Here is a 12,247-nt window from a genome sequence, read left to right as displayed (position 1 = left end):
ATTTCCGAAAACCCATGAATAATCTTCGTGCCTACATGGTGAACAGAATATGCATCGGTGCCCCATGAAGATTTTCCAGAACTCGCCGTTCGTGGCGCAAACAGTGGTCTCATCTATCCTGCTTGGTTTGACCCCCACTCTTGTGGCGGCTGCAGAGGAAGAGGGTGCAGGCGGGGCCTTCCAATCGTGCAGCAGCAGCACTCTTGGGGGCATGTTCTGCGTGCTTCAGGAAAGCACGGTTGCGCAAGTCATCACCTTCGTCATGGCCGCCTGCTTCGTGATTGGTATCTACCTCTTCGCGCGGGCTCTCATGCAATTGATGAAAGTGTCCGACAACCAGGGGGGAGCCCCCAACGCGCTGAGTGGCAGCTTGCTGACGCTCGCGGCAGGCACCTTCCTAGTTGCAATGCCGTCCACGCTGATGATGGGCCTCGCAACGGCTGGCTTCGGCGGAATGTGGGATTTCGGGATTCAAGACTCGGTTGGGGCTGCCAATGGCGCGCTCGGCGCCGACAGTATCATGGCGCTGGCCGGCAACTTTGCCCTCAATGCCGCAGGTCCGCTCTCGACGCTGGTGATGGGCATCTCGGTTCTGCTGGGGATCGTGCTCGTGGGCAATGCAATGGTCGGGCTTGCCAACCTGAACAACCCGCAGGCAAGGCAGCAGACCTTCGGGGCCATCGCCGCGAAATTCACAGTGGGTATCGCGCTGGTAAACATCTTCCTGGTGATGGAGGTCATCGGGGCCTCTTTCGGGCTCCCCAGTCAGGACGTGAGCCACTTTACCGGCATCACTCTCACCGCGATGAGCTACGCCACTGACGCCGGGTCGAGCGCCCTGGATTCCGAGGCGCGCTACCTGCTCATCATGCAAGTCGCCTTCCTGTCCTTGATCCCTTTCGGCCTCATCGCTTTTGTGCGCGGCCTGCTTATCCTCAAGGATACGGCCGATGGCGGCAAACAAGCAAGCTTGGGCTCCGGCCTAACCCACATCGTTGGCGGCGTGGCTCTGGTTAACGCACAGCCTGTCTCCTGCGCGGTCATGGCCACCCTCATGGGCGGCGGCGGCGCATTCTGCGCGTGATCCCCCAGCAATAAAATTTAAGAGAGGTCTCACCATGAAACTGAAGTCCCCCCTCCTCTTCTCGCTTGCGATGGCAGCCACCAGCCTCACGGCCGCAACAGCCGTATCGGCGGCCGAAGCTCTCGTTCCAAAGCTCGGGCGCTGGCAGGAAATGAAAGGCATATACGAACATGTCACCGGTGACATTGTCCCCGCCACCGGTATCTACCACTCGGTGGTCGACCTGAATGGCTCCGGCACCAACGAGGTCATTTTGCGAGATGGGACCAGATGCAACGACGTCTCCTCCTGCAGGTATGTGATCGCCGCCTACGACGAGAAGACAGGGTGGAAACAGGTTGGGGAGTACTACGGCGCCAGTATCAGCCTCGAAGATGCCGACGAAGGCGCCTGGCGTGATCTGGTGATTTCAGAGTCTCTTGGCCGGTCAGCCACGCAGGTCACCCTCACATGGACCGGAGAGCGGTATGCGGCCGATCTGTCCTCCTATGGGGACCTTATGCCCTGGCAGGATGCCTCGGAGATGTTTTCCGCCCGCGGCGAAGAAGACCGGCTCGAAAGCATTCTCAATCGCTCGATGCCTGGAGATACATATCTGATCATGTCCTCAACAGGAGTGTCGCCCAAGATCGAGATCGCCGGGGCTGACCTGAACTATGACGGGACCCCTGAATACTTCCTGAAAATTACCCATCCGACCTTCGAGCAGTCGATCGTGATGATTTTCAAAGCCATCGACGCCCCGCCCTTTGCCTCCTTCCGGATCGGAGCCTCTGACATTGCCGTCAGTCGAGAGGTTGATGAGACCCGTCTGAAAACACTGGTGACGAACTCTCCCGAGGGCGGGGTCAGGAAATTGACCTGGAACCCGGCAGGGGGCCGCTACGAGTAACGCAGGAGCGCGAGGATTGGCAGGAAACTGGTCTCTTGCAAGTCCTCCGCGCAGCTCTTTCGAAAAGGGAGTTTCCGACATGTCAGAGCACGATGATGCACAAATCAATGATGATATCCGCGTGCTTCAGCGCGTTGACCTGATTTCAGCGGACGTGCGCGCCCACCTCGCCCCCAACATGGAGGCCGACGAAGATCAGGATGCGTTCAATGTCCGTTGCCGAGACGAAGGGTATATCGCGCCCGATCAGGGTGACTTCCTGCCAGCCCCGGATTTGATGCGCGGCTTCTGCTCGCAGCCGTCAACCGACCACCTCACGGAGGTCGTCGGACACGTCAGCGATGACGGTGATATCCACATGGTTCACCGCGATGGTATCCGCGACTATCTTCACATGGGCGAAGGCGTCCTCAAAGTAACCCGCGACATCACCGACATGAACCTGCTGCAGTCTTCTGCTGTTCCTCCCAGCCGGATCAAGGCATTGCGACAGACGCCGGATTACCTTTTCGGGGATGCCGGAAATTACGAGAACGCGAAGAACGCAGTCGACATCGATAGCATCCTGCCGCAGATGCAGGTCACCATGCGCAGCCAACTCAATGCCGCCAGGATCGATGCTCTGGCCTATGCGGCCGCCATGGGTGAGCCAGGCGAGGGCCGACCTGATCTTCTCATGGAACTGCGCCATGGGCCAGACACCGTGAGAATGCACTTCAGCGGCGTAGACATGGCACCTACAGTCACCGCGAGCGATTACCACGTCAAAAAGCCCCGTAAGGACCGCAAGGCCACCGGACCCCTGTCGTCGATCGCAAAGTTCCTGTCGAAAAAATCCGTGCGCCTTGCAGTCGGCGTGAGCGCTCTCGCCATGATGGCCTTTGCTTCATTTGGAGGTGCCGAGAAGTCTTCAGCCTATCTCGTTGATCAGGACACCGGCCACATGGACAAGGTTGAGATCAGTGAAGCTCACGTGGAGATCGAGCGGGATATCAGCAGCCCGATCTCCTTTGCAGCCATGGTTGCACTGTCGGGTCAAAAAACCGGGTCTCTTCAAGAGATCGCTGAGGCGGCCACGGAAAACTGCGTGAAAATTCAAGCTGCGCATATCGCGCGTGGCCTATCAGACGTCGAGAAACTCATGGCCTTGCAGTGCCAGGTCGCCAAGGATGCCGTTGCACAGATCACCATGCGCGTGAACAACGACGATGAACAGGTGGTGATCCGTCATGATGGTCAGTCGATGACCGCGGAGCAGACGCAGGGCCCCGAAATGGAAGCCGCCGCGCCCGCTGCCAAAATGTGAGGGGCGATGCCCCTCAGGGTCATGCCGCCTGCAGGTGCTGTCGCACGTAGTTAGGCATGAGATCCTGGAGTAGGTCCAGATCGGAATCCGAGATATCGATCTGGGCGGCATTCCAGGCATCCTCGATACGCTCATCAAGCGCTGCCAGGCCGCTTTGACCATTCTCGATTTTCGCGCGAACCCGTTCGATTTCTTCTGCCGACAGTCCCGCAAACTGCATCTCGACTCCGTCAGCCAGACCGGGGTCATCGAAGAAGGGAAGCGTCTGGTCTTCCGCCTTTTCGATCGCTTCCAGGATCTTGCGCGCCTGCTCAACCCATCGGCTGGCTACCGTCTTCTGACATTCGAGTTCGACAATGCCGGACGAGATGAACAGCTTCTTGCGCGCCACCTCCAGGACACCGATCATCCGCAAAGCGTCTGCCTTGCGTTTCAGGTCGTCAGCCATCTCCAGTTGTCTGCCTTCAACGGTCTGCCTCGCATCCTTGGCGAAGAGCGGAATTGAAATGATCCCGGCAATGTCACTCGCGACGATCTCCTCCAGACGATCAATGAGTTCGTCGACACGGCGAAGCTTAATACTCGACTGCATGAATTTAGGTGCCCTATTTTATTTAAGAATAGAGCTACACTCCCTCAAGGATAGTGTCAACATCTTCCCTATCCACATTAATGACGATTTCAGCGTCCACCGCCACCTACGACGTGATGTCACGCGCGAAAGCCAGAAGACCACCAGGTCACAAGCCCAAGTCCCGAGTCCGAGCTCGTGCCAAGAGCGCGGCTGGCTATGTCTATGTGCTCACCAACCCAGCCATGCCGGGAATCGTGAAGATCGGATCGACGGGCCGCACTCCCAAAGCACGGGCTCGGGAACTTTCCTCGACGACAGGAGTTGCACTCCCGTTCAAGGTCGCCTTTTGCGTGAAGGTGAGAGATGCGGTCGGCGTCGAACGCGCCGCCCACGAGGCCTTGAAACGGCACCGGGTGAATCGGCGGCGCGAGTTCTTTTCGGTCAGTTCAGGCCGCGCAAGACAGATAATTGTAAGATGTGCGGATCGTGATAAATTTGCGCGAGCCACATTCACCAAGGTCCTGGTGCTGATCGGCGTCATTTTTCTCGTATTTTGCGCATTTTCGGGTAACCTCCTCCAATCCTTAGATTTTAACGACCTACCCGAATGGATAGGTCGTATATCCTCGTACGTAAATCTACGTAATTAACACCCGCGGAATGGAGTTTTCCGGCGGCCTTTCTGTGTCAAAATTATGTCCTCGTAAGTAGTATTTCGACGCAAAAATCTTACAAACCGGCGGTTTCTCGATCACCTCACAGCCGCTAGAAACTGGCTCACAAATCGTATGCATCCAATAACAAGTGAGGCGGATCAAATGAAGGGTACCAACCTTAAGCACCTGTTCTGGGAAGGCTCGATCGAGGAAGTCGGCGGCGCCGAGGACACCCTTGTTCAGCGTATGTTCAAAGCCATCATTCCGCTTGAGGTCGCGCACCTCTCGTCTCCGCATGTGAGCACCTTCATCGCGTACCACGATGATTACGAAGTCGAACACAACATGCCCTTCGGTGACCTCGTGGTCGAAGAAACCGACTTCAACGTCCCCGAAGAGAGCCTTGTGCTGATCTCCGCGGACGGTGCCGTGGATGACGCACACTCGGCCTCCTATAAGGTTGGCTACCTGGTCGCCCAGGCGCTCAGCAAAGTGGTCGACTCCGGCGACTTCCCCGTAACCCGTGAAACCAGTGCCCTCTATGCCCTGTTCTATTTCTTCTATGATCAGGCGGCGCATCAGTTCCTGAAAGACCTGGGCGTTATCACCGATCCCTTCCGGAAGGGGATGGCAGCTGACCTCACCAACCGCTGGACGGGTGCTGCAAGCCTTCGCCGTGATCATAGTGGCCTTTTCAGCCGCTGTGATTTCCTCGACGACCAAGCGGTCGTCGACTATCTGCTCGCCATCGACCCGATGTTCGTGGCGATCAAGGACTGCAAGTATCCCCAGTCGCGCCTGCCCGGAGATGACAACGATCTTGGTGAAACCTGGTTCGAGTCGATGATCCGCCTGCTCAAGGAAGATCTCCAGGACCGTGAAGACCGCTTCCCAGTCGCCAAAATCATCAAGTTTCCCAAAGCCATGACGAAATGATGTGTTAAACGGAGGAGAGTAGTCTTCGGTCATCATGACACGAAGACTTATCGAGCAGCTCTCCCCCGATGTAATCGAAATTCTCGCCGCCTCCGAGGCGGTGGACAGGCCGGTTTCTGTTGTCAAAGAGGTCGTCGAGAACGCAATCGACGCTGGTGCGACGGAAATCGAGATCAGCATGCGCTCCGGCGGCCAAGACGGGCTCAAGATCCGTGACAACGGCCGGGGCATGAATGCCGACGATCTTTCGGTGTCGTGGATGCGGCACTACTCGTCGAAAACGAAGACAACAGGCGAGGCCATTCACCCCCGAAACATCGGCTTCAGGGGTGAGGCCCTTTATGCAATCTCACGTGCTGCGGATGTGGCCATCACCTCCCGAACGGCAGCATGTGACCATGCGCATACAATCTCCATCGTGAATGGCGTCCCCGCTGACCAGCCCACACCGGCACGCGGGCCTTTGGGAACCGAGATCAGCATTGGGTACCTCTTCGCACGCATTCCCGCACGCCGGGCCCAACTAGGCACCCCGCGTAGTGATGTCGCCCGAGTGAAGACCTACGTCCAGCGCGTGGCGGTCCTACATCCTGAAATTTCCTTCCGGCTTACCGACGAGAAGGCCAAGACCCACGTGGAAGTCTTCGAGGCATCTTCCCTGGCTGATCGATGCTCGGATGTGCTCGGTCAGGACTTCATCGATCAGGCAACCCAGGTCGACGTTCAATTCGATGTGGGCGACGAAGCGTGGACGTTCAGCGGTTTCATCACTCCGCTTCAGCCAGGCGCACGGGCATCTGAGCGCAACAAGGTATGCCAGGTTGGGCAATTCCTGGTGTCGGCGCCAGAAGTCGAGCAGGCCATCAAGCGGGTATGGCGAAGCCTCTACTCGATTGGCAACCGTGAGTTCGCCTATGTGCTGTCCTTGTCGCCGGCACTGGAAACACGCAACGTGAACTACAACGCGCACCCCCAGAAGCGCTCCGTCGTCTTCCGCGACGGGTCAGGGTTCCAGGCCGCGCTTGAGCAAGCCATCATTGCCGAGCTGAGTTCTTCCGACGGCGGCGGCGCTCTGCAACATGCTGTCGAAGGTGGCATGGGAATGATCGGAGGAGAAGCCGTGGACCTCGCTGCGGAATGCGGGCCACTGGGGCGCCCCATAGGCCAATACCGCAATGGCTTCATTCTGTCCGAGGCGAAGGATGGCCTCATCATCATCGACCAGCACGCCGCCCACGAGAAAATCCTTATGGAGCGCATGCTTCAACGCAACGAGAATCCTGATTTTTCGTCGCACCGCCTGCGGCAGCCAATTTTGCTGGCAGATGATGTTGCCACCCAAGTACGTCTGGAGGAGATCGAGCCCGAACTGATGCACCTGGGCATCGAGCTCAGCCATGAGGATGGGGAAACCTACCTCGTCTCCGCTCCGGTTCTCAATGGCGCCTCACTCGATCCCTCTGCCCTGGTCCGCGCTCTTTCAGACCAGGTGCCCAGCGCAGATGTGATCCGCAGGCTTGCTTACGACCTCGCCAACAAGGCCTGCAAGCAAGCCATCAAGAACGGAACCAAGTTGACCATGGACCAGATGTTCAGCTTCCTGCGCCTCATGGAGGCCTGGCCGAGATCGGCAACGTGCAACCACGGGCGGCCTACCATCCACCGGGTGTCTCACGAGGGACTTCTCGGGCTATTTGACAGAGCTGCCTGACTGGGAACCTAGCTCGCAAGGAAATCTGAGAGAGGTTCCTGGTCAGGCAGGGAAAAGCCGCAGACGTCCTAGACGCCATGAGAGCGAACTCACCATGGCTTAACCCCCTCCGAGTAAGACTGGTCTCAACTCAGAGGCCCCTATGCGCTACGCGACGTACATCGTTTCCTTCCTTCTCACACTAGTCCTCATTTCCGCCTTCACTGCCGGCGCCGTGGGACTTGCCTACGTCCGGGAGCAGACTGCGCTCCTACCTGATCTCGAGCCCCTTCTCGACTATAAGCCAGCCGTGCATTCATCGGTCTTCGACGCTGATGGTGAAGAGGTCTTCTCCTTCGGCCGGGAGCGACGCGATCCCGCCAAACTCTCTGAAATTCCGCAGGTGCTGATCGATGCGTTCATTGCAGCGGAGGACAAGAATTTCTGGACCCACCCCGGCTTTGATACCCTGGCGATCCTGCGTGCGGCCGCCGGCAACATGACCAGCGGAAGCGTTCAGTCCGGAGCGTCGACGATTACTCAGCAGCTCGTGAAAAACGTGATCCTCTCGCCCGAACAGAGCCTCGAGCGCAAGGCTCAGGAGGCGTTGGCCGCCGCCAAGCTGGAAAAGCTGTTGACCAAGGAAGAACTTCTGGAGAGATACCTTAACGAGATCTATCTCGGCAGGGGCGCCTATGGGGTCCGTATTGCCGCCGCAACCTACTTCGACAAAGCCCTCTCTGATCTCACACTCGGCGAGGCCGCATTCATAGCGGGACTTCCCAAGGCACCCAGCCGCTACGCAAGCAATGCGGAGGCCGGAGAAAAACGCCGCGCATATGTCCTCGACAGGATGCTCGCAGATGGCTTCATTTCAGAGGCGGATCACCACACCGCCCTGGCCAGCCCACTGGCGTTTGATGAGAAGGCAGCCACCTTCCTCAAGCAATCGCACTACCTCCAAGCGGCCCTTCCCGAGATCAAGAGCCTCATGGCAGACGACACTTCGCTCTCCGCCGCCGGGCTGCAGATTCATCTTGCGCAGGACTCTGAAATTCAGAGTATCGTCGAGCGCTCCCTTCAAAATGGGCTCCTTGCCTACGACCGGAGGAAGGGAACCTGGCGGGGCGCTGTTGAAGAGGGGGCCACTCCGGCGCTCCCCTCGTGGCGGACCGGGCTGTTGATCCAGAAAGCAGGTCAATACGGTGTATCCTTTGGCCTGCAGTCCTACCCTCTCTCAAAAGCCTCCATCGAATGGGCCCAAAGGTCTCCCGCCGCCCTGGAGCCTGGAAGCTGGGTCATGGTCGAACTGCTCGATGGCTATGCAGAACTCCGCCAGGAACCCAAGGTCCAAGGGGGTGTCGTCGCCATGGACCCCAAAACCGGCCGAGTGCTTGGGCTTTCAGGGGCCTTCAAGGAGGGGGACTCCTTCTTCAACCGGGCAATCATGGCTGAGCGCCAGCCGGGCTCCTCCCTCAAACCGTTCACCTACGCCGCCGCGCTCCAGAGCGGTTGGGCCCCGAACTCCCCGATCCTTGACGGCACGATGGCCATAGATGCAGGTGCCGGACAGGATGTCTGGCGCCCGCGGGACCACGGATATTCTGAAAATGGCTTCGTCACCCTGCGCTCCGGACTCGAACACTCCAGAAACACGGTGACCTTGCGCCTCTTTGATGCGCTGGGCGCCGAGACGGTGGCCTCCACGCTGGAGGCGCTGGGCGTCTATGAGAAGGCTCCCAGGCACGCCTCAATGGCCCTCGGAGCGGTCGAGGCAAAGCTCATCAACGTAGTTGCAGGATATGCTTCTCTGGCATCCGATGGTCGCCCGGTAGTCCCCACATTCATCGATCACATCCTCACTGAAGCGGGGACCGACCTGGAATCCCTGAACGCGGAGGCCTCAGAAGATGCCGCCACGGATGCCCAGCGCCCGGTCTTCGATGAGGTTACCCTCGCTCAGGTCCGCTCGATGCTGCGGGGTGTGGTCGAGCGCGGGACTGCCTGGAGGGCATTCGAGGGAGCCGGGTACGAGCTGCAGGGCAAGACCGGCACATCAAACGGGGCCAAGGACACCTGGTTCATCGGCTTTACGCGCAACCTCGTGGTTGGTGCCTATGTGGGCTTCGATACCCCCGCCCCGCTCGGAAGCTACGAGACAGGCGGAAAGACCGCAGCTCCAATTGTGCGCGAAGTCTTTGACAAAGTCGATCCCGCCTTCCGCGCGAACGACTACCCCTTCCCCGAGGGCGCCTACATCGAGACCATTGATCGGGACACCGGAGTTCCCGGCGAGGGCAGCTTCCCTGAAATCTTGCGTCGGTCGCAATAAATTAGGCTCTCGATCAAAGAAATATCGACGTGAAAATGTTCACGGAGGCCGCAGCGAGCGGCTTTCGGTTTGCCTTGTCAACAAAATCAACCTCTTGATTTAATTCTATTTTCTACTTCATCGCGTCTAATGGCCTTCTGTAGGTCTTTGACCCCCCAAAAGAATTGTTGAGGTATTGCCCATGATCGATCTTTCATACAGGGCGGCGATGAACGAGCCCCTGTTGACCGAAGAAGAAGAATTCGAAGCCATCAGGAAGTGGCAAGCGAGTGGGGATGAGGCGTCCCTGGTCAAGCTTGTCCGCTCCCACGCTCGCCTCGCCCACTCGAAGGCCAAGGAGTACTCCAATAACGAGGAGCACCAACGCGACCTCGCGCAGGAGGGCATTCTGGGGATCATGAAGGCGGCCGACAAGTTCGACCTCGAAAAGGGAAACAGGTTCGCCACCTACGCACGCTGGTGGATCCTGACCTACGTCACCGGTCACCTTCCCAAGGTCGAGACGGTGATCGACATCTCTGCGCGGACCTTCATCGATACCAAGATGGATCGCACCAAGGGCAAGGACAAACATCTCGCACACATGGCTGTGTTCGGCGCCATCAACCTCGACGCGCCGATCGGGGAAGAAAAGGACATGACCGCCATGGACATGCTGGAATGTCCGCGCATGGGTCCGGAGGAGAGCACAGTTGCGAGTTCGGAAGCCGAGTACCAGCGGCAAATTCTCGAAGACTGCCTGATGCAGCTGAGCGAACGCGAACGCGAGATCATCAGGCGCCGAAAGCTCACCTTCAAAGCCGAGACCCTCAATGAGATCAGCAAGGATCTCGGCGTTACGCGAGAGCGTGTGCGTCAGCTTGAAAGCCGTGGCCTGCAGCGCCTCAAGAAAGAGCTGACCATGCGCAACTTCGATCTGTCTATGCTCAGACAGTAAGGCGCCCGATTCCAGTAGACCCGAGACCGCCTGTTCCACGGGCGGTCTCATCCTCGAATTCCTCAACCAGATTGAGAGCTGGCAGGCCGATCGGCAGGAACAGCATCTGACCGACGCGGTCACCAGGGCCGATCGTGAAGGGCTCGTTGCCTGCCGGGTTCCGGTTCCAAAGCGACAGCTTTAGACCCCCGCGGTAGTCACTGTCGATGAGGCCAATCGAGTTGCTGAGAATGATCCCTGCATTAATGCCTAGACCTGACCGGGGAAGGAAAAAGAGCCCCCACCGCGGGTCCTTGATCGCGACGGAGAACCCGAGTTCGAAAGTATGTGTCTGCCCGGGGAACATCATCACCTGCCGCTCGATGCAAGCTGCCACGTCATAGCCGGCTGAGCCATCTGTCGCACGTTTCGGCAAGCCTCCCAATTCGAAGAGGCGTGGGTTGGTGACTTTCACATCGACCGATTTCAATTCCATCCTAGTGTCCTTCCAGTGACCGGCTTCGATACGACAGATGTGATCGCCGGGTTTCACTGCGGTAATCGCCTCAATTGAGCGCATCTATTCTAATATACTTGCGCCCAGCTACCTGCAGGATAAAATGTCTCTACACACTGAGGTGGTTTTCACAGTCCGCCTCTAGATTTCAGGAGTTTTCGATGTCTGAGACCTGGCAGCCCATGACCAGAAAGCCCGCGGCATATCGCGCGATTACTTGTCTTGGAGCAGATGGAAAGGAATACGCCGGGCTGTGCTTCTCAGGCCATCACGGCGAGATCATTGAGCCGCTCTCCAACCTGGCGGCCGAGCCAGTCATCGGTCCAATGGGCGGCTGGAAGTACGAGGCCGAGTGATCCCATGGGTACCCACGGCGCAGAGTAGACCGCGCCGTGGGTTTGTTGCTTAGACCGCAACCGGCGCCTTGATCGGCGGGTGGGGATTATAGCCCTCGACCACGAAGTCATCGATCCGGTAGTCATCGATGCTCGCCGCCTTGCGGGCCAGGGTCATCTTCGGCAGAGGACGTGGCTCTCGCGTGAGCTGCTCTCGAACCTGCTCGAAGTGGTTCGAGTAGACATGCGTGTCGCCGCCCATCCAGACCATCTCTCCAGGCTTCAGACCCGCCTGCTGGGCAAGCATCAGATGCAGGACGGACTGCCCCACTAGATTGAAGGCCAGCCCGAGCAGAACGTCACAAGAGCGCTGGAACATCAATGAGTTAAGCCGGCCGTCCGAGGTCACATGATATTGGTAGACCATGTGGCACGGCGGCAGCGCCATTCCGCCAAGTTCGGCAACGTTCCAACCATGGAACAGCATCCGCCGGCTCGAGGGGTTCTCCCGCAGGGTCGTGATGAGATCGCCGATCTGATCGTGCTCGCGGCCATCCGCCCCAAGCCAGCGGCGCCACTGCTTGCCATAGACGGGCCCCAGGTCTCCCCAGCGTGCTGCGAAGTCATCATCGCCGACGATGCGCGCCTCGAAGTCCTCCTGAGAGATGTCGTTGCCTGTCTCCTTGCGGTACTTCGCCAGCGGCCAATCGGTCCAGATGCGGACGTTGTCGCGAAGGAGAGGCTGAATGTTTGTTCCGCCGGTCAGGAACCAGAGCATCTCGCGCACGGCCGTCTTCCAGTAGACCCGCTTGGTGGTCAGGATCGGCACGGTGCCGTCAGAGAGGTCGAAGCGCATCATGGCACCAAGGGTCGAGCGCGTGCCCACGCCCGTTCGGTCCATGCGTGCATCGCCTTTCTTGAGGATGTCATCCATCAGCTCCAGGTATTGGTATTCCGGGTGTCTCATCTGTTTAGCGATCCTTTCTTTGTGCGGTGGTCTCGAAATGCG

12 protein-coding genes are annotated in these 12,247 nt (G+C 58.5%); 9 read left to right on the top strand and 3 right to left on the bottom strand.

Annotated features, from left to right (window positions below; genetic code table 11):
* Positions 1 to 64 precede the first annotated feature (64 nt).
* From G0D83_RS25325 to G0D83_RS25315, 3 genes are all read left to right on the top strand, one after another.
* Positions 65 to 1,084, top strand: a complete 1,020-nt coding sequence (locus G0D83_RS25325; protein ID WP_164197348.1) for a hypothetical protein — start codon at positions 65 to 67, stop codon at positions 1,082 to 1,084.
* Positions 1,085 to 1,118: 34 nt separating this feature from the next.
* On the top strand, positions 1,119 to 1,976 hold the full coding sequence (locus G0D83_RS25320; RefSeq protein ID WP_164197347.1) for a hypothetical protein: 858 nt from the start codon (positions 1,119 to 1,121) through the stop codon (positions 1,974 to 1,976).
* A 79-nt stretch (positions 1,977 to 2,055) separates the two neighbouring features.
* Complete coding sequence (locus G0D83_RS25315) at positions 2,056 to 3,282, top strand: hypothetical protein (protein WP_164197346.1); 1,227 nt, start codon at positions 2,056 to 2,058, stop codon at positions 3,280 to 3,282.
* Between the two features lie 19 nt (positions 3,283 to 3,301).
* Here the strand turns inward: G0D83_RS25315 and G0D83_RS25310 are convergent, their stop codons facing one another.
* Positions 3,302 to 3,874, bottom strand: coding sequence for a hypothetical protein (locus tag G0D83_RS25310; RefSeq protein ID WP_164197345.1), 573 nt, complete (start codon positions 3,872 to 3,874; stop codon positions 3,302 to 3,304).
* An 80-nt stretch (positions 3,875 to 3,954) separates the two neighbouring features.
* Here G0D83_RS25310 and G0D83_RS32875 point away from each other — a divergent pair, with 80 nt between their 5' ends.
* The 5 genes from G0D83_RS32875 to G0D83_RS25285 all read left to right on the top strand — a co-directional run bounded on the left by G0D83_RS32875 (position 3,955) and on the right by G0D83_RS25285 (position 10,407).
* Positions 3,955 to 4,506, top strand: coding sequence for a GIY-YIG nuclease family protein (locus G0D83_RS32875; RefSeq protein WP_203595657.1), 552 nt, complete (start codon positions 3,955 to 3,957; stop codon positions 4,504 to 4,506).
* Positions 4,507 to 4,674: 168 nt separating this feature from the next.
* Positions 4,675 to 5,448, top strand: a complete 774-nt coding sequence (locus G0D83_RS25300; protein WP_164197344.1) for a hypothetical protein — start codon at positions 4,675 to 4,677, stop codon at positions 5,446 to 5,448.
* A gap of 34 nt (positions 5,449 to 5,482) precedes the next feature.
* Positions 5,483 to 7,159, top strand: coding sequence for a DNA mismatch repair endonuclease MutL (gene mutL / locus G0D83_RS25295; protein WP_164197343.1), 1,677 nt, complete (start codon positions 5,483 to 5,485; stop codon positions 7,157 to 7,159).
* 142 nt (positions 7,160 to 7,301) lie between these two features.
* Positions 7,302 to 9,470 carry a penicillin-binding protein 1A gene (locus G0D83_RS25290; RefSeq protein ID WP_164197342.1) on the top strand — a complete coding sequence of 723 codons (2,169 nt, stop codon included), beginning with the start codon at positions 7,302 to 7,304 and terminating at the stop codon, positions 9,468 to 9,470.
* 181 nt (positions 9,471 to 9,651) lie between these two features.
* Complete coding sequence (locus tag G0D83_RS25285; protein WP_164197341.1) at positions 9,652 to 10,407, top strand: sigma-70 family RNA polymerase sigma factor; 756 nt, start codon at positions 9,652 to 9,654, stop codon at positions 10,405 to 10,407.
* Here G0D83_RS25285 and dut read toward each other — a convergent pair.
* On the bottom strand, positions 10,397 to 10,882 hold the full coding sequence (gene dut, locus G0D83_RS25280; RefSeq protein ID WP_203595656.1) for a dUTP diphosphatase: 486 nt from the start codon (positions 10,880 to 10,882) through the stop codon (positions 10,397 to 10,399). The two genes, G0D83_RS25285 and dut, sit on opposite strands and share 11 nt — an antisense overlap.
* 182 nt (positions 10,883 to 11,064) lie before the next feature.
* Here dut and G0D83_RS25275 point away from each other — a divergent pair, with 182 nt between their 5' ends.
* Positions 11,065 to 11,259 carry a hypothetical protein gene (locus G0D83_RS25275; RefSeq protein ID WP_164197340.1) on the top strand — a complete coding sequence of 65 codons (195 nt, stop codon included), beginning with the start codon at positions 11,065 to 11,067 and terminating at the stop codon, positions 11,257 to 11,259.
* A gap of 49 nt (positions 11,260 to 11,308) precedes the next feature.
* Here G0D83_RS25275 and G0D83_RS25270 read toward each other — a convergent pair whose 3' ends face one another.
* A complete protein-coding gene (locus G0D83_RS25270) occupies positions 11,309 to 12,205 on the bottom strand; it encodes a thymidylate synthase (RefSeq protein ID WP_164197339.1) in 897 nt (298 codons plus the stop codon).
* Positions 12,206 to 12,247: the final 42 nt, after the last annotated feature.

The organism is Salipiger sp. PrR003 (genome assembly GCF_010500785.1).
GTDB classification, from domain to species: domain Bacteria; phylum Pseudomonadota; class Alphaproteobacteria; order Rhodobacterales; family Rhodobacteraceae; genus Salipiger; species Salipiger pacificus_A.
This window is presented reverse-complemented; position numbering and strand designations above follow the sequence as displayed.

What these genes read in the sequence shown, in the direction of transcription:
- dut (WP_203595656.1), bottom strand. Translation starts at nt 10,882, where the DNA reads ATGGAATTGAAATCGGTCGATGTGAAAGTCACCAACCCACGCCTCTTC.
- G0D83_RS25285 (WP_164197341.1), top strand. Translation starts at nt 9,652, where the DNA reads ATGATCGATCTTTCATACAGGGCGGCGATGAACGAGCCCCTGTTGACC.
- G0D83_RS25310 (WP_164197345.1), bottom strand. Translation starts at nt 3,874, where the DNA reads ATGCAGTCGAGTATTAAGCTTCGCCGTGTCGACGAACTCATTGATCGT.
- G0D83_RS25275 (WP_164197340.1), top strand. Translation starts at nt 11,065, where the DNA reads ATGTCTGAGACCTGGCAGCCCATGACCAGAAAGCCCGCGGCATATCGC.
- G0D83_RS25320 (WP_164197347.1), top strand. Translation starts at nt 1,119, where the DNA reads ATGAAACTGAAGTCCCCCCTCCTCTTCTCGCTTGCGATGGCAGCCACC.
- G0D83_RS25315 (WP_164197346.1), top strand. Translation starts at nt 2,056, where the DNA reads ATGTCAGAGCACGATGATGCACAAATCAATGATGATATCCGCGTGCTT.
- G0D83_RS25290 (WP_164197342.1), top strand. Translation starts at nt 7,302, where the DNA reads ATGCGCTACGCGACGTACATCGTTTCCTTCCTTCTCACACTAGTCCTC.
- G0D83_RS32875 (WP_203595657.1), top strand. Translation starts at nt 3,955, where the DNA reads ATGACGATTTCAGCGTCCACCGCCACCTACGACGTGATGTCACGCGCG.
- G0D83_RS25270 (WP_164197339.1), bottom strand. Translation starts at nt 12,205, where the DNA reads ATGAGACACCCGGAATACCAATACCTGGAGCTGATGGATGACATCCTC.
- G0D83_RS25325 (WP_164197348.1), top strand. Translation starts at nt 65, where the DNA reads ATGAAGATTTTCCAGAACTCGCCGTTCGTGGCGCAAACAGTGGTCTCA.
- mutL (WP_164197343.1), top strand. Translation starts at nt 5,483, where the DNA reads ATGACACGAAGACTTATCGAGCAGCTCTCCCCCGATGTAATCGAAATT.
- G0D83_RS25300 (WP_164197344.1), top strand. Translation starts at nt 4,675, where the DNA reads ATGAAGGGTACCAACCTTAAGCACCTGTTCTGGGAAGGCTCGATCGAG.